The organism is Kitasatospora sp. NPDC048540, assembly GCF_040651175.1.
Classification (GTDB): domain Bacteria; phylum Actinomycetota; class Actinomycetes; order Streptomycetales; family Streptomycetaceae; genus Kitasatospora.
This window is the reverse complement of the sequence record NZ_JBEZIR010000001.1, coordinates 210,676-229,120: the sequence shown is the minus strand read 5'-3', so window position 1 is coordinate 229,120 and position 18,445 is coordinate 210,676. Positions and strand designations below refer to the sequence as shown.

Here is an 18,445-nt window from a genome sequence, read left to right as displayed (position 1 = left end):
GTCCGCCGCCCCTATTCTGACCAGGACCGGGTCAGTCCACCAGCAGCACGATCTTGCCCCTGGTCCGGCCCTCGGCGTTGAGCGCCTGCGCGGAGGCCGCCTGGGCCAGCGGGAAGGTGGACGCGACCGGGACCCGCAGCTTCCCGGCGTCCGCCAGCGCGGCCAGCTCGGCCAGGCCCTCCGCGTCCGGGCGGACGAAGACGTAGTGGCCGCCGAGCGCCACCACGCCGTAGTCGACGACCGAGGCGAGCCGGGACGGGTCCGCCACCAGCTGCGCCGAGATCTCCAGCGGCTCGCCGCCGCCGACCAGGTCGAGCGCGGCGTCGACGCCGTCCGGGGCGAGCGCGCGCAGCCGCTCCGCCAGCCCCTCGCCGTGGGCCACCGGCTCGGCGCCCAGGCTGCGCAGGAAGTCGTGGTTGCGCGGGCCCGCGGTACCGATCACCCGGGCGCCGATCGCGACCGCGAGCTGCACGGCGAGGCAGCCGACGCCGCCGGCCGCGCCGTGGACCAGCAGGAGCTCGCCGGGTTTCAGCGCGAGCGCCCCGACCAGGCTCTGCCGGGCGGTAAGCCCGGCCAGCGGCAGGCCCCCGGCCTGGGCCCAGTCCAGCGCGGCGGGCTTGCGGGCCAGGGTGCGCACCGGGGCGGAGACCAGTTCGGCGTAGGTACCGTGTTCCACGGCGTCCTTGCGGACATAGCCGATCACCTCGTCGCCGGGGCGGAACTCGGTGACCGCGCCGCCGACCCCCTGCACCACCCCGGCCAGGTCCCAGCCCATGATCAGCGGGAAGTGCACGTCCATCAGCCCGTCCAGGCGCCCTTCGCGGATCTGCCAGTCGACCGGGTTGACCCCGGCCGCCTTGACCCGCACCAGTACCGAATCGGGCCCGACCTTGGGATCGGGCAGCTCGGTGTACTCGACGACGTCGGGGCCGCCGTAGGTCCTGATCGCGATTGCCTTCATGGCTCAAGCCAAGCGCGAGGCGGCCCGGATATCGATTCGGGCACGCCGGGAAGACACCGATCCGTCGGAGCGGTTCTCGTCACACTGACAGGTCGGCCATCGTCAGAGTGACGCTAACGGGTTATCATAGATAGTGTCAGATAGACGAGAAGGCTGGTTCGTTCGATCGGCCGCACAGGAGGGCACCCGCCCGTGACCACCACCACCGAGACCTACGGCGTCGACCCCACTCCGACGCCGCTCGCACTGCTGCTGCTCGGCCGGGAGGCCGACCCGAACAGCGAGCGCGGCGTCGAGTGCCCCGGCGACCTCCCGGCCGCCTCCGACCCGGACCTGGTCGAGCGCGCCCGCGCCGCCAAGGCGAAGCTGGGCGACCGCGTCTTCATCCTGGGCCACCACTACCAGCGGGACGAGGTCATCGAGTTCGCCGATGTCACCGGCGACTCCTTCAAGCTGGCCCGGGACGCGGCGGCCCGCCCGGAGGCCGAGTACATCGTCTTCTGCGGCGTGCACTTCATGGCCGAGTCCGCCGACATCCTCACCAGCAGCGCCCAGCAGGTCGTCCTGCCGGACCTGGCGGCCGGCTGCTCGATGGCCGACATGGCCACCGCCGAGCAGGTCGCCGAGTGCTGGGACGTGCTGACCGAGGCGGGCATCGCGGACGTCACCGTCCCGGTCTCGTACATGAACTCCTCGGCCGACATCAAGGCCTTCACCGGCAAGCACGGCGGCACCATCTGCACCTCCTCCAACGCCCAGCGGGCCCTGGAGTGGGCGTACGAGCAGGGCCAGAAGGTGCTCTTCCTGCCGGACCAGCACCTGGGCCGCAACACCGCGGTGCGCGACATGGGCTTCTCGCTGGACGACTGCGTGCTCTACAACCCGCACAAGCCGAACGGCGGGCTGACCACCGAGCAGCTGCGGGACGCCAAGATGATCCTGTGGCGCGGGCACTGCTCGGTGCACGGGCGCTTCTCGCTGGACTCCGTCAACGACGTGCGGGCCCGGATCCCTGGGGTCACCGTGCTCGTGCACCCGGAGTGCAAGCACGAGGTCGTCTCGGCCGCCGATATGGTGGGCTCGACCGAGTACATCATCAAGGCGCTGGACGCGGCCGAGCCCGGCTCCAAGTGGGCCATCGGCACCGAGCTCAACCTGGTCCGCCGGCTGGCCAAGGCGCACCCGGACAAGGAGATCGTCTTCCTGGACCGGGCGGTCTGCTTCTGCTCGACCATGAACCGGATCGACCTGCCGCACCTGGTCTGGGCGCTGGAGTCGCTGGTCGAGGGCCGGGTGCCGAACGTGATCACGGTCGACCCGCAGACCGAGAAGTACGCCAAGGCCGCGCTGGACCGGATGCTGGCCCTGCCGTAGCGGACCGGGCCTGCGGCAAGCAGGAACGTTTCCGCACATCCGTGCGGACACGGATCGGGGCGGCACCTGCTGGGTGCCGCCCCGATCCGTGTCACGGACTACTCCGGGAAGCCCGGGATCAGGCCGTCGCCCTCGTCCCGCAGCATCTCGCGGACCTCCTCGATGGTCGCCTCGGCGTCCGGGAGGATCAGCTCGGACGGCTCCAGCGAGTCGTCCGGCAGCGGGCTGCCGTACGACTTCACCGCGTCCAGCAGGTTGCCCAGCGCGGCCCGGAAGGCCGCCTCGTCACCCGCCTGCACCGCGGTGAGCAGCTCGTCGTCGAGCCGGTTGAGCTGGTTCAGGTGGCTCTCGCCGACCTGGAACTGCCCCTCACCCATGACCCTCATGATCATGCCGCGCGTCTCCTGGTCCGTGGAGGTCAGGTCACTTGTTGTAGTTGATGGTGGGCGGGGTGTCCTGCGGGGCACCGGTCTGCTTGCCCTGCTCGATCGCCTGCGGCGCCCCGCCCGGGGTGCCACCGGTGAGCTCGGCCTTCATCCGGGCCAGCTCCAGCTCTACGTCGCTGCCGCCGGCCACCCGCTCCAGCTCGGCCTCGATGTCGTCCTTGCGGCCGAGGCCGCTGGCGTCGTCGAGCGCGCCGGAGGCCAGCAGCTCGTCGATCGCACCGGCCCGGGCCTGCATCTGGGCCGTCTTGTCCTCGGCCCGCTGGATGGCGAGGCCGACGTCGCCCATCTCCTCGGAGATGCCGGAGAAGGACTCGGCGATCCGGGTCTGCGCCTGGGCCGCGGTGTAGGTGGCCTTGATGGTCTCCTTCTTGGTGCGGAAGGCGTCCACCTTGGCCTGCAGCCGCTGGGAGGCGAGGGTGAGCTTCTCCTCCTCGGCCTGCAGCTGCTGGTACTGCGTCTCCAGGTCGGTGATCTGGGACTGCAGGTTCGACTTGCGGGTCAGGGCCTCGCGGGCCAGGTCCTCGCGGCCGAGCGAGAGCGCCTTGCGGCCCTGGTCCTCGTACTTCGCGGACTGCTGCTGGAGCTGGGTGAGCTGGAGCTCCAGCCGCTTGCGCGAGGTGGCCACGTCGGCGACGCCCCTGCGCACCTTCTGCAGCAGTTCGAGCTGCTTCTGGTAGGAGTAGTCGAGCGTCTCGCGCGGGTCCTCCGCCCGGTCCAGGGCCTTGTTCGCCTTGGAGCGGAAGATCAGCCCCATACGCTTCATGATTCCGTCGCTCATGGGCCTCGAGTGCCCCCTTCTTCGGGCCTGCGGATTCGTCTCGTAACACGTCGAGTGTATTCGCAGCGAGGTCTTCGCCGCAGTGCACGAGCTGCAACAAGACTGCTACACCAGGGGCCCCTGCGGCATCGTCCCTGGGGTGGAGCCGACCCTGAGACCATGATCCACCGCAACCCGGACACACCCCCGGGGACACGCCAGGTGATCGATACCGGTTTGGGTCCGACGGCCCTGGCCGAATCCACCCGGCCAGCACGTACGCTGGTCATGTGTTCCGACGCCGCTCAGATGACGCCTCCTCCGCCACCGCGCTGGCCGAGCAGGACGAGAAGACCCTGTCCCGTGACCCGCAGGCCCCCAAGGGCCGGCCGACGCCCAAGCGCAGCGAGGCCGAGGCCAACCGCCGGACCCGGGTGACCGTTCCCAAGGACCGGAAGGAGGCCCAGCGCCAGGCCCGCGACCGGATGCGCACCGAGCGCGAGAAGCAGCGCACCGCCCTGCTGGAGGGCGACGAGCGCTACCTCCCGGCCCGCGACAAGGGCCCGGTCCGGCGCTTCGCCCGGGACTTCATCGACTCCCGCTGGTCCGCCGCCGAGTTCTTCCTGCCCTACGCCGTCGTCGTGCTGGTGCTCAGCGTGATGAAGGTGCAGAGCCTCCAGGTGCTCTCCACCCTGCTCTTCATGGCGTTCTTCGTCGTGGTGATCCTGGACTTCCTGCGCCTGGGCCTGGGCCTGCGCAAGGCCCTGCGCGAGCGCTTCCCGAACGAGAACACCCGCGGTGTGGTCGCGTACGCCATGATGCGCACCCTGCAGATGCGCCGGCTGCGGCTGCCCAAGCCGCAGGTGAAGCGGGGCGAGCGGCCCTGACCGCGGAGCCGGTCCCGCCGCACCGGGTGTACGCGGTCGATCCGCAGCCACCAGGGCTGTACGCGCTGCCCGGACAGGGCGGCGGCGGCCACGACCGGATGGCCCCGGCGGCGCAGCCGCCCCAGGCGCCCGTGCCGCACACCCACCTGCCGGCCCGCGGGGCGCCGCCGCTCGGCAGCGCCGCCGGGCACTGGCTGGAGCGGCACGGCGGACTGCGCAACCTGGTCCGGCAGGAGCTGGTGGCCCGGCAGCTCGCCGAGCAACTGGCCGGCCGGACCGGACTGCGGGTGCTCGACGTCGGCTGCGGCCAGGGCACCCAGGCGCGGCGGCTGGCCCGCGCCGGGCACACCGTGACCGCGCTGGACCCCGACCCGGTCAACCTCGGTGTCGCCCAGGCCGCGCTCGCGGCCGAGTCCGAGGAGGTCCGCGCCCGGGTGCAGCTGCACACCGGGGACGGCCACCACTGCGGGCGCTGGTTCGGCCCGCGCAGCTTCGACGTGGTGCTCTGCCACGACGTGCTGCGCAACCTCTCCGATCCGGACCCGATGCTGGCCTCGCTGGCCCGGGTGCTGGCCCCCGGCGGCGTGCTGTCGCTGCTGGTCCGCAACGCCGACGCGCTGGCCATGCGCCCCGGGCTGGCCGGGGACTGGCGGACCGCCCTGAACTCCTTCGACTCGGTGCGCTACACCGACCGGGTCGGCCTGTCCGCCCGCGCGGACCGCCTCGCCGACCTCTCGCTCACCCTCACCGAGATCTCGGTACCGCTGCGCGCCTGGTACGGCGTGCGGGTGTTCACCGACAACACCCCCGACCACGCCGCACCGGTGGACGGCCGGCAGCTCGCCCAGCTGATCGACGCCGAGGAGCGGGCCGGCCGGCAGGATCCGTACCGGCAGGTCGCGGCCCTGCTCCACGTCTTCGGCGGGAAGTAGCCCGCCGGGCGGTCCGGGCGGCTCAGCCCTCGTGCAGGCTCATGCTGTAGATCACCCGGTCGTCGTCGCGCAGCACCGCGCGGTCGGCCCCGCCCTCGAGCAGGTCCTTCCAGCTCTCGCCGATCCACGACTCCGCGTCGCCCTGGCTGGAGAACTCCTCCTCGGCGCCGGAGGCGGCGACCTGGGAGCCGTCCTCCTTCTCGAACCGCCACGTCCACACCATGCCGTGCTCCTCCCACCGTCCGACCGCTGTGTCGTACGGACAGTAGCGTGCCCGCCGTGATCGGTCCCATACCTCGTCAGGCCGCATCTGCGGCAGGATGGGGCACATGTCGCTCCCCCGCACCCTGATCCTCGGCGGCGCCCGCTCCGGCAAGTCCACCCGGGCCGAGCAACTGCTCGGCGGGCAGCCCGACGTGCTGTACGTGGCGACCGGCGGCACCCGGGACGGCGACGCCGAGTGGGCGCAGCGGGTCGCGCTGCACCGCGAGCGCCGCCCGGCCGGCTGGCGCACCGCGGAGACCTGCGACCTGGAGACGGTGCTGGCGGACCGGGACGACCCGGCGCCGGTGCTGGTGGACTGTCTGGCGCTGTGGCTGACCTGGGTGATGGACGAGCACGGCGCCTGGGACGACGCGCGCTGGGCGGCCGGCGGCGAGCGGGCCGTGCAGGAGCGCTGCACGGCGCTGGCCCGGGCCTGGCAGCACACCGGGCGTCAGGTGGTCGCGGTGAGCAACGAGGTGGGGATGGGGGTGGTGCCGGCCACCGCCGCCGGACGGCGCTTCCGGGACACCCTGGGCCGGCTGAACATGGCGGTGGCCGAGGCCTCCGAGCGGGTCCTGCTGGTGGTGGCGGGTCAGGTCCTGACCATCAAGCCTGCTGCCGTCTGAGCACGGCCGCCGTGTAGCCTTCCGGACGATGGACACCACCGTGGATCTCGATATGTTCTCCTCGCTCGTCGAGCGCCCCGACGAGAGCGCGCGGCGTGCCGCCGAGGAGCGCTGGCAGGCGTCGGCGAAGCCGCGTGGCGGCCTCGGGCAGCTGGAGGAGCTGGGCAGCTGGCTCGCCTCGGTCCAGGGCGGTGCGCCGACCCGGCCGCTGACCTCGGCCAAGGTGCTGCTGTTCGCGGGCGACCACGGCGTCGCCGCGCTCGGTGTCTCCCGGCTGGACGCCGCCGGCGGCACCGCCCGCCGGGTGCACGCCGTGCTGGACGGCACCGCGCCGGTCGCGGTGCTCGCCCGCCGGTACGGCGCCGGGCTGCGGGTGGTCGACGTGGCGGTCGACGCCGACCCGGGCGAGTTCCCGGCCGAGGTGGTCCGGCACCGGGTGCGCCGCGGCTCCGGCCGGATCGACCTCGAGGACGCGGTCAGCGCCGAGGAGGCCGCCCGGGCGTTCCGGGCCGGGATCGCGATCGCCGACGAGGAGGCCGACGCCGGTACCGACCTGGTCGTCCTCGGCGACCTGGGGGTCGGCTCGACCACCGTCGCCGCCGTCCTGGTCGGCGCGCTGTGCGGCACCGACGCCGCCGCCGTGACCGGGCGCGGCTCGGGCATCGACGACCGGGTGTGGATGGTCAAGTGCGCCACCGTGCGCGACGCGCTGCGCCGGGCCCGCCCGGTGCTGGGCGACCAGCTGGCGCTGCTGGCCACCACCGGCGGCGCGGACTTCGCCGCGATCACCGGCTTCCTGCTGCAGGCCGCCGTGCGCCGGCTCCCGGTGGTGCTGGACGGCGTGGTGTCGGCCGCCTGCGCGCTGGTGGCGCAGCGGATCGCGTTCCGGGCGCCGGAGTGGTGGCAGGCCGGGATGTCCACCGGTGAGCCGGCCCAGGCGAAGGCTTACGACCGGCTGACCCTGACGCCGGTGCAGGACCTGGGGGTCTCGATGGGCGAGGGCACCGGCGCGCTGCTGGCGCTGCCGCTGTTCCAGGCCGCCTCGGACACCCTGGCCGAGCCCTCGGCGGTGCCGGCCGCCGCCCCGCAGGAGCCGCGGCCGCCGGCGAAGCTGCCCTCCGCGGCGGAGCTGCTGGGCCGGGGGTAGTCCGCGGTGCACGGTGGTTGCCGCCCGGCGGGCCGGGCCGCGGAGGTGTCCTAGTGGCCCTGGACGGACTGCGGTTCGCGTTCGGCACGCTGTCGGTGCTGCGGGTGCGGGTGGACCGCTGGGACCGGACGGCCGCGGGCCGGGCGATGCTCGCCGCACCGCTGGTCGGCCTGGTGCTGGGCGGGTTCGCGGCGGGCGCCGGTGCGCTGGTCGGCCTGCGGGCCGGCGGGCTGCTGGCGGCGGTGGCCGCGGTGGCGGTGCTCGCGGCGCTGACCCGGGGCCTGCACCTGGACGGTCTGGCGGACGTCGCGGACGGGCTGGGCAGCGGGAAGCCGGCCGAGGACGCGCTGCGGATCATGAAGCAGTCGGACATCGGCCCGTTCGGGGTGCTGACGCTGCTGCTGGTACTGCTGGCTCAGGTCGCGGCGCTGGCCGGGGCGTTCGCCGGGTCGGCCGGGCGGGGTGCGCTCGCGGTGCTGACGGCGGCCGTGACGGCCCGCTGCGCGCTGGGCTGGGGCTGTCTGCGGCCGGTACCGGCGGCCCGGCCCGGCGGGCTGGGCGCGATGGTGGCCGGGACCGTCCCGCCGGCCGGGGCGGCCGCGGTGTCGGCCGGGTGCGCGCTGCTGCTGGGGCTGGCGGGGACGGCCGAGGGCTGGTGGGCGCTGCGCTACCCCGCGGCGCTGGCGGTCGGGCTCGGCTGCGCGCTGCTGCTGCTGCGCCGCTGCGTACGGCGGTTCGGCGGGGTGACCGGGGACGTGCTGGGGGCGCTGGCGGAGACCGCGGCCACCGGCGCGCTGGTGGCGCTGGCGCTGCTCTGAGGCGCCCCCGCCGTCCGGGGGCCGGGATCTGACAGGTACCGGATCAGGGATAGCGGCGGCTGCGGCGGGGAAGGGATCTGACGGACCGGAAGCCGACGCCCGCTCAGCTGACACCGGATCAGCGGCTGCGGACAGGCTTCGTCACTCACCGTGACGACCGGCCGGGCCCCGTACCGGGGGCGGCGTGATCCCAGCATGCGGACTACCATGCGGGGAGCAACCGTAGCCCTGCGCCCGTTTCCCCGCGGAACACGCCGGGGTTATGCCGGTACGGCACCGGTGCCGTACCCGGCCGTGGACCGCGAAAGAACAGGACGCATTTACGTGACTGCACTGTCTGTGAGCACCTCCTCCGCCGCCTCGCTGCGCGCGGACGCCCTGGTGATCGGTGTCGCCAAGGGCCCCAAGGGCCTGGTCGTCGCCTCCGGCGCCGAGGCCGTCGTCGAGGCGTTCGAGGGCAAGCTGGCCGAGGTCCTCACCACCCTGGGCGCGACCGGCGCCGAGGGTGAGGCGGTCAAGCTCCCCGCCGCCGCGGGTCTGAAGGCCCCGCTGGTGCTGGCCGTCGGCCTCGGCGAGGCCGCCGAGGGCGCCTACGACGCCGACGCGCTGCGCCGGGCCGCCGGTGTCGCGGCGCGCACCCTGGCCGGCGTCAAGAAGGCCGCGCTGCTGCTGCCGGCCGAGTCGGCCGAGGAGATCGAGGCCGTCGCGCTGGGCGGCCTGCTCGGCTCGTACAGCTTCGGCACCTACAAGGGCGCGGGCAGCGCCAAGGAGCCGGTCGGCGAGCTGGTCGTGCTGGCCGCCCGCAAGGGCAGCAAGGACGCCAAGGCCGCCGTCGAGCGCGCCACCGCGATCGGCGAGGAGATCAACCGCGCCCGCGACCTGATCAACACCGCCCCGAACGACCTGCACCCGAAGGCCTTCGCGGCCATCGCCCAGGCCGCCGGCAAGGAGCACGGCCTCAAGGTCGAGGTGCTCGACGAGAAGGCGCTGGCCAAGGGCGGCTTCGGCGGCATCCTCGGCGTCGGCGTCGGTTCGGCCAACCCGCCCCGGCTGGTGAAGGTCGCCTACACCCACCCGAAGGCCAAGGCGACCCTCGCCTTCGTCGGCAAGGGCATCACCTACGACTCGGGCGGCATCTCGCTGAAGCCGGCCGGCCACAACGAGACCATGAAGTGCGACATGTCCGGCGCCGCCGCCGTGTTCGCCGCCGTGGTCGCCGCCAAGCGCCTGGGCCTGCAGGTCAACGTGACCGCGTGGCTGGCGCTGGCGGAGAACATGCCGTCCGGTTCCGCCACCCGCCCCGGCGACGTGCTGCGGATGTACGGCGGCAAGACCGTCGAGGTGCTGAACACCGACGCCGAGGGCCGTCTGGTGCTGGCCGACGCGATCGTGCGGGCCGGCGAGGAGAACCCGGACGTGATCGTCGACGTCGCCACCCTGACCGGGGCGATGGTGCTCGCGCTGGGCAACCGCACCTTCGGTGTGATGGCCAACGACGACGAGCTGCGCACCCGCCTGCACAACACCGCGGAGGCGGTCGGCGAGCAGTCCTGGCCGATGCCGCTCCCGGCCGACCTGCGCAAGGCCATGGTCGAGACCACCATCGCCGACCTGCAGAACATGGGTGAGCGGATGGGCGGCGGCCTGGTGGCCGGCCTGTTCCTCAAGGAGTTCGTGGCCGAGGGCATCGACTGGGCGCACCTGGACATCGCCGGCCCGGCCTTCCACGAGGGCGCGCCGTACGGCTACACCCCCAAGGGCGGCACCGGCAGCGCGATCCGCACCCTGGTCCGCTTCGCCGAGGACACCGCGGGCGCCTGACGCCCGGCAGGCAGGGGCCCGGCGCCGACCCGGCGCCGGGCCCCTGCGGCATTACCAGCCGGTAACGCCGCTGCGCAATCGGTGCGCCTGTTCGCCTCCGGCGAAACTTTGTTCCGCACCGTGGAACCAGCCGCTCCCCCGGGCGGCCACCCGGGCCCTTCGCCCCTGCCGCGGCACGCCTTTGAGCTGCGACAATGACCACACGTACCGGGTACCGGGCAGCCCGACGACGGCCTCATGGGCCCCGGCAGGGCAGCCCCCGACGTCAGCCGCGCTCAACAAGTGCAAAGATGTATTTCCGGCACGACTGGGCGCCTTACAAAGGCTTCCGACCCACCGGACCGCGACCGGCCCGGCGAACCGCACCCCTTGCATGGAGGACGTGACGTGGCGAACGACGCCAGCACCGTTTTCGACGTAGTCATTCTCGGAGGCGGAAGCGGCGGTTACGCCGCGGCGCTCCGCGCCGCCCAGCTGGGTCTGAGCGTCACCCTGATCGAGAAGGGTGAGCTCGGCGGCACCTGCCTGCACCGCGGCTGCATCCCGACCAAGGCCCTGCTGCACGCGGCCGAGATCGCCGACGAGACCAAGGAAGCCGCCGAGTTCGGCGTTCTGGCCACCTTCCAGGGCATCGACATCAACGGCGTCCACAAGTACAAGGACGACGTGGTCAGCGGCCTGTACAAGGGCCTGCAGGGCCTGGTCGCCTCGCGCAAGGTCAACTACATCACCGGCGAGGGCAGGCTCTCCTCGCAGACCTCGGTGGACGTGAACGGCCAGCGCATCGAGGGCCGCCACATCGTCCTCGCCACCGGCTCGGTGCCGAAGTCGCTGCCCGGCCTGAACATCGACGGCGACCGGGTCATCTCCTCGGACCACGCCCTCAAGCTCGACCGGATCCCGAAGTCGGCCGTCATCCTCGGCGGCGGCGTGATCGGTGTCGAGTTCGCCTCCGTCTGGAAGTCCTTCGGCGTCGACGTCACCATCGTCGAGGCCCTGCCGCACCTGGTGCCGCTGGAGGACGAGAACTCCTCCAAGCTGCTGGAGCGCGCCTTCCGCAAGCGTGGCATCAAGTTCGAGCTCAAGGCCCGCTTCTCCGGCGTCGAGTACACCGCCGACGGGGTCCGCGTCTCGACCGAGAACGGCAAGCAGATCGACGCCGACCTGCTGCTCGTCGCGATCGGCCGCGGCCCGGTCTCGGCCGGCCTCGGTTACGAGGAGAACGGCGTCGCGATGGACCGCGGCTACGTCCTGGTCGACGAGTACATGCGCACCAACGTGCCGACCATCTCGGCCGTCGGCGACCTCGTCCCGACCCTGCAGCTCGCCCACGTCGGCTTCGCCGAGGGCATCCTGGTCGCCGAGCGCCTGGCCGGCCTCAAGGCCGTGCCGATCGACTACGACGGCGTGCCGCGGGTGACCTACTCCAACCCCGAGGTCGCCTCGGTGGGCATCTCGGAGGCCAAGGCCGTCGAGCTGTACGGCAAGGACAAGGTCGTCACGCTCAAGTACAACCTGGCCGGCAACGGCAAGAGCAAGATCCTGAAGACCGCCGGCGAGATCAAGCTCGTCCAGGTCAAGGACGGCGCCGTGGTCGGCGTCCACATGGTCGGCGCCCGCATGGGCGAGCAGGTCGGCGAAGCCCAGCTGATCTACAACTGGGAGGCTCTGCCGGCCGAGGTGGCCCAGCTCATCCACGCCCACCCGACCCAGTCCGAGGCCCTCGGCGAGGCGCACCTGGCGCTGGCCGGCAAGCCGCTGCACGCGCACGACTGATCGCGCCCAGCCACCCCCATTCCTGTACGCAAGACTTGATAGGAGTCGCTGAAACCATGGCGGTCTCAGTAACACTGCCCGCACTGGGCGAGAGCGTGACCGAGGGCACCGTCACCCGCTGGCTGAAGGCCGAGGGTGAGCGGGTGGAGATGGACGAGCCGCTGCTGGAGGTGTCGACCGACAAGGTCGACACCGAGATCCCGGCGCCGGCCTCCGGCATCCTGGCCTCGATCAAGGTCGGCGAGGACGAGACCGTCGAGGTGGGCGCCGAGCTGGCGATCATCGACGACGGCTCGGGCGCCCCGGCCGCCGCTGCCGCCCCCGTCGCGGAGGCCGCCCCGGCCCCCGCCGCCCCGGCCCCGGTGGCCGAGGCTCCCGCCGCACCCGCCGCCCCGGCTGCTCCGGCCGCCGCCCCGGCCGCGGCCGCGCCGGCCGCCGACGCCACCCCGGTGCTGCTCCCCGCGCTGGGCGAGTCGGTCACCGAGGGCACCGTCACCCGCTGGCTCAAGGCCGAGGGCGACACCGTCGAGGTCGACGAGCCGCTGCTGGAGGTGTCCACCGACAAGGTCGACACCGAGATCCCGTCGCCGGTCGCCGGTGTCGTGGTCAAGATCCTGGTCGGCGAGGACGAGACCGCCGAGGTCGGCGCCCAGCTCGCGCTGATCGGCGCGGCGGGCGCGGTCGCCGCCGCCCCGGCCCCGGCCGCTCCGGCTGCCCCGGTCGCCGCCCCGGCCCCCGTGGCCGAGACCCCGGCTCCGGCCCCGGCTGCTCCGGTCGCCGCCCCCGCCCCGGTGGCCGCTCCGGCTCCGGTCGCCCCGGCTGCTCCGGTCGCCGCTCCGGCCCCGGTGGCTCCGGCCGCTCCGGCCGCCGCCCCGGCCGCCCCGGCTCCGGTGGCCCAGGCCGTGCCGGCCGCCGACGCCGGTGACGCCTACGTCACCCCGCTGGTGCGCAAGCTCGCCGCCGAGCAGGGTGTCGCGCTGTCCGCCGTCGCCGGTACCGGTGTCGGTGGCCGCATCCGCAAGCAGGACGTGCTGGCCGCCGCCGAGGCCGCCAAGGCGCAGGCCGCCGCCCCGGCGCCCGCTGCCGCGAAGGCCCCGGCCACCGTCGCCGCGGTCTCCCCGCTGCGCGGCACCACGGTCAAGATGTCCCGCCTGCGCTCGGTGATCGCCAAGCGCATGGTGGAGTCGCTCCAGGTGTCGGCCCAGCTGACCACCGTGGTCGAGGTGGACATCACCAACATCATGCGGCTGCGTGCCAAGGCGAAGGCCGGCTTCGAGGCCCGCGAGGGCGTCAAGCTGTCCCCGATGCCGTTCTTCGTGAAGGCCGCCACCGAGGCGCTGAAGGCCCACCCGGTCGTCAACTCCCAGGTGAACGAGGCCGAGGGCACCATCACCTACCACGGCGCCGAGCACGTCGGCATCGCGGTGGACACCGAGCGCGGTCTGCTGGTCCCGGTCATCCACGACGCGGGCGACCTCAACATCGCCGGCATCGCGAAGAAGACCGCCGACCTGGCGGCCCGTACCCGCGACAACAAGGTGACCCCGGACGAGCTGGGTGGTGGCACCTTCACCATCACCAACACCGGCTCGCGCGGTGCCCTGTTCGACACCCCGATCATCAACCAGCCGCAGGTGGCGATCCTGGGCATCGGTGCCGCTGTGAAGCGCCCGGTGGTCATCAACCACCCGGACCTGGGCGAGACGATCGCGGTCCGCGACATGGTCTACCTGGCCCTGTCGTACGACCACCGGATCGTCGACGGCGCCGACGCCGCCCGTTACCTGGGCACCGTCAAGGCCCGTCTGGAAGAGGGCGCCTTCGAGGGCGACCTCGGCCTCTGACGGTCACAGGCCTGACCGCCGGTGCCCCGCTCGTCCCCGGACGGGCGGGGCACCGGCGTCTGCGGCCGTTGGCCCGAACCGGGGAGCACGGGGTACCCGCCCCCGTGCGCCGCGAGTGCGTCGGCGGGGGTGAGCGAGGATGCTGGAGCGGTGATGTACGAGACGGACTTCTGGCAACTGATCGACGAGACCAGGGACGCGGCCGAGGGCGACCCGGACGACCAGGCGGACGCGCTGGTGGAGCGCCTGGCGCAGTTGACGCCCGATGACGTGATCGACTTCGCCCGGCTGTTCGAGGCGCGGTTCCAGCGCGCGTACCGGACCGAGCTGTGGGGCGCCGCCCACCTCCTGATGGACGGCGCCCCGGACGACGCCTTCGACTACTTCCGGTGCTGGCTGATCGGCCAGGGCCGGGAGGTGTTCGAGGGTGCCGTGCACGAGCCGGACGCGTTGGCGGACCTGGTGCCGGACTTCGACGAGGAGGAGGACGGCGACGCGGAGGACCTCGGTTACGCGGCCGACGAGGCGTACGAGGCGCTGACCGGGCTGCCGCTGCCGGACCTCGGGATGGAACAGCCGGACGGACCCGAGGGCGAGCCCTTCGACTTCGACGACCCCGAGATCATGGCGAAACGGTTCCCCCGGCTGTGGGAGCGCTTCGGCGACTGAGCAGCCCCGCCGGCCGGTCACGCGGCGGCACCGGCCGGGTGGCCCGGCCGGTGCCGCCGCGTCCCGGCGCCGGGCCGCTCAGGCGCCGCTGCCGGAGTCGGTGGACCGGATGCCGGCGACGATCTGTTCCAGCACCGCGGGCTTCGGCGCCAGCGGGTCGTCGTCCACGCCGCCGTGCAGGAGGACGAAACCGCCGCCCTCGGCCGGCGCCGCGATCAGCAGCACGTAGCCCTGCGCGCCCTGCTCGGGGGTGACGTACCAGCGCACCGCGTAGCTGTTCACCCCGGCGACCACGATCGGGCCGGAGGCGAGCTCGCGGTGGCCCAGCAGCTTGCCGAAGATCGCGGGGGCGTAGTTCGCCATCGCGGTCTCCGCGGCCGACTGGGCACCGGTGCCCTCCACCGCCTCGGCCTCGATCGAGAACTGGCCGCGCACGCACTGGCTGGACAGCCCGCAGTCGTAGGGTCCGCTGGTCGCGTGCATCGAGGCGGTCGCGGTGGCGTCCCTCGTGGTCCAGCCGTACGGCACGGTGATCCGCAGCGCGTGCACGGTGTCGGTGACGGTGGTGGAGGACCCGGTGCTCGGGGACGGGCTCGGGCGCTCGCTCGGGCTGCGCGACGGGGACGGCGACCTGGTGGCCGGACCGGAGGTCGACGAGGTGGGGGTCGGCGGCGGCGGGCCCGGGCCGTCGCCCTGGGTGAACGCGTACCCGATGGCGGCGGCGGCCACGAGCACCACGACGACCGCGATGCTGATGCCGATCACCAGGCCGTTACGGTTGGGGTTCGGCGGCGGGCCCGGGTAGCCGTACCCGCCGCCGAGCGGGCCCTGCGGCGGGTAGCCGTACGCGGCCTGGCCGGACGGGACGCCCTGGCCGTCCGCGGGCGGGGTGAAGGACGGGCTCCCCCAGGCCTGGGTCGGCGCGTCGGCGAGCTGCCCGGCCGTGGGCGCTCCGGCCTGGCGGACGTCGGCGGCCCAGGCGTTGCCGTCCCACCAGCGCTCCTGCGACGTCCCCGGGACGGGGTACCAGCCGGGAGGGATCGAATTGGTCACCTCGTAACGCTACCGGCCCCGGACGGGCCCGCGGCAGGGGAGGCCCGGTCACGACTTGGCACCTCCGGGACGCCGTCACGGCGGGTCCGGGGAGGCTCCGACGGGCCGTCAGCACATCGTTCACGGAGGAGCCTTCCGGCGGCAGCCGACGACCGCACCGAGACGGGCGGACCGGCGCGCGGGGCAGCGCGCCCCCGCCGTCCGGGCGGTCCGGGCCTGACAGGATGGAACCATGCGCATCGCGGTGACAGGCTCCACGGGACTGATCGGTTCGGCACTGGTCCGCTCGCTGCTGGCGGACGGCCACCGGGTCGTGCGGCTGGTACGGCGCAGGAGCCGGACCGGGCCGCAGCCGGACGGCACCGTCGGGGTGGGCTGGAACCCGCACCTGATGCAGGTGGACCCGGCCGGCCTCGAGGGCGTCGAGGCCGTGGTGCACCTGGCCGGGGCCGGCGTCGGCGACCGGCGCTGGAGCGAGTCGTACAAGCGGGAGATCCGGGACAGCCGGGTGCTGGGCACCGAGACCATCGCCGGGGCCCTGGCCGCGCTGAAGGAACCGCCGAGGGTGCTGGTGAGCGGCTCGGCCGTCGGCTACTACGGGCAGACCGGCGACCGGGTGATCGACGAGCGCGACCCGGCCGGCGGGGACTTCCTGGCCTCCGTCTGCGTGGACTGGGAGGCCGCGGCCCGCCCCGCCGAAGCCGCCGGCATCCGGGTGGTGCACCCCCGTACCGGTCTGGTGCTGGCGGGCGGGGGCGGCGCCGGGGCCCGGCTGCTGCCGCTGTTCAAGCTCGGGCTGGGCGGACGGCTCGGCTCCGGCGACCAGTACTGGAGCGTCATCTCGCTGGACGACGAGGTCGCGGCCCTGCGCTTCCTGATCGACACCCCCGAGCTGAGCGGCCCGGTCAACCTGACCGGGCCCGAGCCGGTCACCAACCGGCGGCTGACCGAGGCGATCGGCCGGGTCCTCGGCCGGCCGACCGCGTTCACGGTGCCGCGGTTCGCGCTGGACGCGGTGCTCGGCGAGATGGCGGTGGAGGTCGCGGGCAGCCACCGGGTGGTGCCGCGGCGGCTGCTGGAGGCGGGGTTCGAGTTCCGCCACCGGGACCCGGAGTCGGTGGTGTGCGCCGCGCTGTAGCGCCACGAGGTGGCGCGGTGCGGTGGCACCTCGGGGTGGCACCTCGGGGTGGCGCCGCGAGGTGCGGGGTGAGGGGCGGGTGGGGTCGGCGGTGCGCCGGGCGAAGGGCGGCAGGCGAGGCGCTGTTGGTGGTGCCGGTGCCGCCGTGCCGGTTCGCGGATCGGACATCGGGGGGCGCACGGAGGCATACCGGAGGCGCGCCGCGCGCCCGTGGTGACCGTGCGCGCCCGCGGGCGCGCAAACCGTCCCCGGATCGCGCACACTCCGTGACCGTGCCCCCGTCAGGTGCCGCCACGCCCCTCCCGTGCCTCCTCATTTCACCTGATCCTTCTGTCTGATCAGGACATTGACGGGGCATCACGAGAACGGACCGGTTCCCGGCACGTCGCTGCCCGCTCGGCCGGAGTTCACCGGTCCGGACGCCCGGCCGCGGAGGCCACCGTCAGGGAGGAACACATCCGTGCCCGCATACGACTTCACCCGCCGCATCCGTCAGCCGTCGGACCCCGACGTCATCGTGGTCGGCGCCGGGCTCGCCGGCCTGGCGGCCGCCCGCGCGCTGACCGCCCGCGGCATCACCGTCCAGGTCCTGGAGGCCGCCGAGCAGCTCGGCGGGCGGATGGCCGCCCGCGAACTGGACGGCTTCCGGCTGGACCACGGCGGCCTGCTGCTCAACACCGACTTCCCGGAGCTGGCCCGCCGCTTCGACCTGGAACGGCTCGCGCTGCGCCCGCTCGCCCCCGGCCTGCTGGTGCACAGCGGCGGCCGCCGCCACCGGATCGGCGGCCCGCAGCAGACCACCGCCCGGCAGGCCGCCTCCCGCGGCCCGCTCGGCAGCCCGCTGGACAAGGCCCGGCTCGCCGCCACCCTCGCCCGGCTGGCCGCGACGCCGGCCGCCCGGCTGCTGGCGCGTCCCGAGACCACCGCCGCCCGCGCCCTGGCCGACCGCGGTCTGTCGCCCCGGACCGTGGACGGCTTCCTGCGCCCGCTGCTCGGCGTCCTGCTCGCCGACCCCGCACTCACCACCAGCAGCCGGGTCGCCGATCTGGTGCTGCGCAGCTACGCCAGGGGGCGGCTGTGCCTGCCCGCCGCCGGGGCGAGCGCGGTACCGGCGCAGCTGGCCGAGCACCTGCCGGCCGGCACGGTCCGGCTGGGGGTCAAGGTCACCGCTGTCGCCGCGGACGGCGTGCAGACCGCGGCCCACGGGCGGATCGCCACCCGCGCGGTGGTGGTGGCCACCGACGCGCGGTCGGCGGCCGCACTGCTCCCCGGTCTGCGGCTGCCCGGTTTCCACCCGGTCACCACGTACTACCACGTGGCGGACCGCTCGCCGATGGACGAGGCGCTGCTGCTGCTCGACGCCGACCGCGGTACCGGCCGCGGCGGGGTCTCGCACTCCCTGGTCCTCAGCGAGCTGGACCGCTCGTACGCCCCCGGCGGGCGGGCGCTGATCGCCACCACCGTGCTCGGGCGGCAGAGCTTCGACCCGGGCGGGCCCGCCGGGGAGGAGCCGGCCGTCCGGCGCAGGCTGGCGGAGCTGTACGGCACCGGGACGGGCGACTGGGAGTTCCTGAGCGTGCGGCACCTGCCGGACGCGGTGCCGGCCATGCCGCCGCCGCACAACGTCCGCCGCCCGGTGCGGCTGCTGGCCGGCCTGTACACCTGCGGCGACCACCGCGACACCAGCACCGTCCAGGGCGCGCTGGTCTCCGGCCGGCGGGCCGCCCAGGCGGTGCTCAGCGACCTGGGGGTGCCGACGGCGGAGCGGGTGGCGGACGTGGCGGCGTAGCGGCCGTCGCGGCCGTCACGGCGGGGTGACGCGCGGGCCGGGCCGGGATCCGGGCGGGCCGGCCCGACCGTCGCCGGCCGGTGGGACGTTCTCGTACCGGGGGTGCCGGGACGTCCCGCCGGACCGGCCGGGCGGGGCATGCC

The 18,445-nt window shown here is 74.1% G+C and carries 16 protein-coding genes and 1 pseudogene; 12 read left to right on the top strand and 5 right to left on the bottom strand.

Annotated features, from left to right (window positions below; genetic code table 11):
• Positions 1-31: 31 nt before the first annotated feature.
• Positions 32-961 (bottom strand): NADP-dependent oxidoreductase, encoded by a 930-nt coding sequence (locus AB0D08_RS01220; protein WP_082526703.1) that lies wholly within the window; start codon positions 959-961, stop codon positions 32-34.
• A gap of 192 nt (positions 962-1,153) precedes the next feature.
• Between AB0D08_RS01220 and nadA the strand changes: the two genes are divergently transcribed.
• Positions 1,154-2,335 carry a quinolinate synthase NadA gene (gene nadA, locus AB0D08_RS01215; protein ID WP_359885884.1) on the top strand — a complete coding sequence of 394 codons (1,182 nt, stop codon included), beginning with the start codon at positions 1,154-1,156 and terminating at the stop codon, positions 2,333-2,335.
• A gap of 98 nt (positions 2,336-2,433) precedes the next feature.
• Here nadA and AB0D08_RS01210 read toward each other — a convergent pair whose 3' ends face one another.
• Entirely contained in the window at positions 2,434-2,727 is a 294-nt protein-coding gene (locus AB0D08_RS01210; protein ID WP_033821743.1) for a hypothetical protein, read from the bottom strand.
• Positions 2,728-2,758: 31 nt separating this feature from the next.
• Positions 2,759-3,559, bottom strand: a complete 801-nt coding sequence (locus tag AB0D08_RS01205; RefSeq protein ID WP_082526702.1) for a PspA/IM30 family protein — start codon at positions 3,557-3,559, stop codon at positions 2,759-2,761.
• A 269-nt stretch (positions 3,560-3,828) separates the two neighbouring features.
• Between AB0D08_RS01205 and AB0D08_RS01200 the strand changes: the two genes are divergently transcribed.
• On the top strand, positions 3,829-4,425 hold the full coding sequence (locus tag AB0D08_RS01200; RefSeq protein WP_033821741.1) for a DUF3043 domain-containing protein: 597 nt from the start codon (positions 3,829-3,831) through the stop codon (positions 4,423-4,425).
• Positions 4,426-4,664: 239 nt separating this feature from the next.
• Positions 4,665-5,357 (top strand): class I SAM-dependent methyltransferase, encoded by a 693-nt coding sequence (locus AB0D08_RS01195; RefSeq protein WP_233289124.1) that lies wholly within the window; start codon positions 4,665-4,667, stop codon positions 5,355-5,357.
• 22 nt (positions 5,358-5,379) lie between these two features.
• On the opposite strand, the gene AB0D08_RS01190 is transcribed toward AB0D08_RS01195, so the two are convergent.
• Complete coding sequence (locus AB0D08_RS01190; RefSeq protein WP_033821740.1) at positions 5,380-5,580, bottom strand: hypothetical protein; 201 nt, start codon at positions 5,578-5,580, stop codon at positions 5,380-5,382.
• 112 nt (positions 5,581-5,692) lie between these two features.
• Between AB0D08_RS01190 and cobU the strand changes: the two are divergent.
• From cobU to AB0D08_RS01155, 7 genes and pseudogenes are all read left to right on the top strand, one after another.
• Positions 5,693-6,247, top strand: a pseudogene (cobU, locus tag AB0D08_RS01185) (bifunctional adenosylcobinamide kinase/adenosylcobinamide-phosphate guanylyltransferase); the annotation flags it as partial.
• 28 nt (positions 6,248-6,275) lie between these two features.
• Positions 6,276-7,394, top strand: a complete 1,119-nt coding sequence (locus AB0D08_RS01180) for a nicotinate-nucleotide--dimethylbenzimidazole phosphoribosyltransferase (RefSeq protein WP_359885883.1) — start codon at positions 6,276-6,278, stop codon at positions 7,392-7,394.
• A gap of 53 nt (positions 7,395-7,447) precedes the next feature.
• Positions 7,448-8,212 (top strand): adenosylcobinamide-GDP ribazoletransferase, encoded by a 765-nt coding sequence (locus AB0D08_RS01175; protein ID WP_359885882.1) that lies wholly within the window; start codon positions 7,448-7,450, stop codon positions 8,210-8,212.
• Between the two features lie 324 nt (positions 8,213-8,536).
• Positions 8,537-10,033 carry a leucyl aminopeptidase gene (locus AB0D08_RS01170; protein ID WP_359885881.1) on the top strand — a complete coding sequence of 499 codons (1,497 nt, stop codon included), beginning with the start codon at positions 8,537-8,539 and terminating at the stop codon, positions 10,031-10,033.
• A gap of 387 nt (positions 10,034-10,420) precedes the next feature.
• Complete coding sequence (gene lpdA / locus AB0D08_RS01165) at positions 10,421-11,809, top strand: dihydrolipoyl dehydrogenase (RefSeq protein WP_033821735.1); 1,389 nt, start codon at positions 10,421-10,423, stop codon at positions 11,807-11,809.
• Between the two features lie 56 nt (positions 11,810-11,865).
• Positions 11,866-13,653 carry a 2-oxoglutarate dehydrogenase, E2 component, dihydrolipoamide succinyltransferase gene (sucB, locus tag AB0D08_RS01160; protein WP_359885880.1) on the top strand — a complete coding sequence of 596 codons (1,788 nt, stop codon included), beginning with the start codon at positions 11,866-11,868 and terminating at the stop codon, positions 13,651-13,653.
• A gap of 153 nt (positions 13,654-13,806) precedes the next feature.
• Positions 13,807-14,322, top strand: a complete 516-nt coding sequence (locus AB0D08_RS01155; RefSeq protein WP_359885925.1) for a DUF4240 domain-containing protein — start codon at positions 13,807-13,809, stop codon at positions 14,320-14,322.
• A 78-nt stretch (positions 14,323-14,400) separates the two neighbouring features.
• Here the strand turns inward: AB0D08_RS01155 and AB0D08_RS01150 are convergent, their stop codons facing one another.
• A complete protein-coding gene (locus AB0D08_RS01150) occupies positions 14,401-15,375 on the bottom strand; it encodes a DUF2510 domain-containing protein (RefSeq protein WP_033820555.1) in 975 nt (324 codons plus the stop codon).
• A 232-nt stretch (positions 15,376-15,607) separates the two neighbouring features.
• Between AB0D08_RS01150 and AB0D08_RS01145 the strand changes: the two genes are divergently transcribed.
• A complete protein-coding gene (locus AB0D08_RS01145; protein WP_033820554.1) occupies positions 15,608-16,513 on the top strand; it encodes a TIGR01777 family oxidoreductase in 906 nt (301 codons plus the stop codon).
• Between the two features lie 460 nt (positions 16,514-16,973).
• Complete coding sequence (locus AB0D08_RS01140; protein WP_359885879.1) at positions 16,974-18,302, top strand: FAD-dependent oxidoreductase; 1,329 nt, start codon at positions 16,974-16,976, stop codon at positions 18,300-18,302.
• The last annotated feature ends 143 nt before the right edge of the window (positions 18,303-18,445 follow it).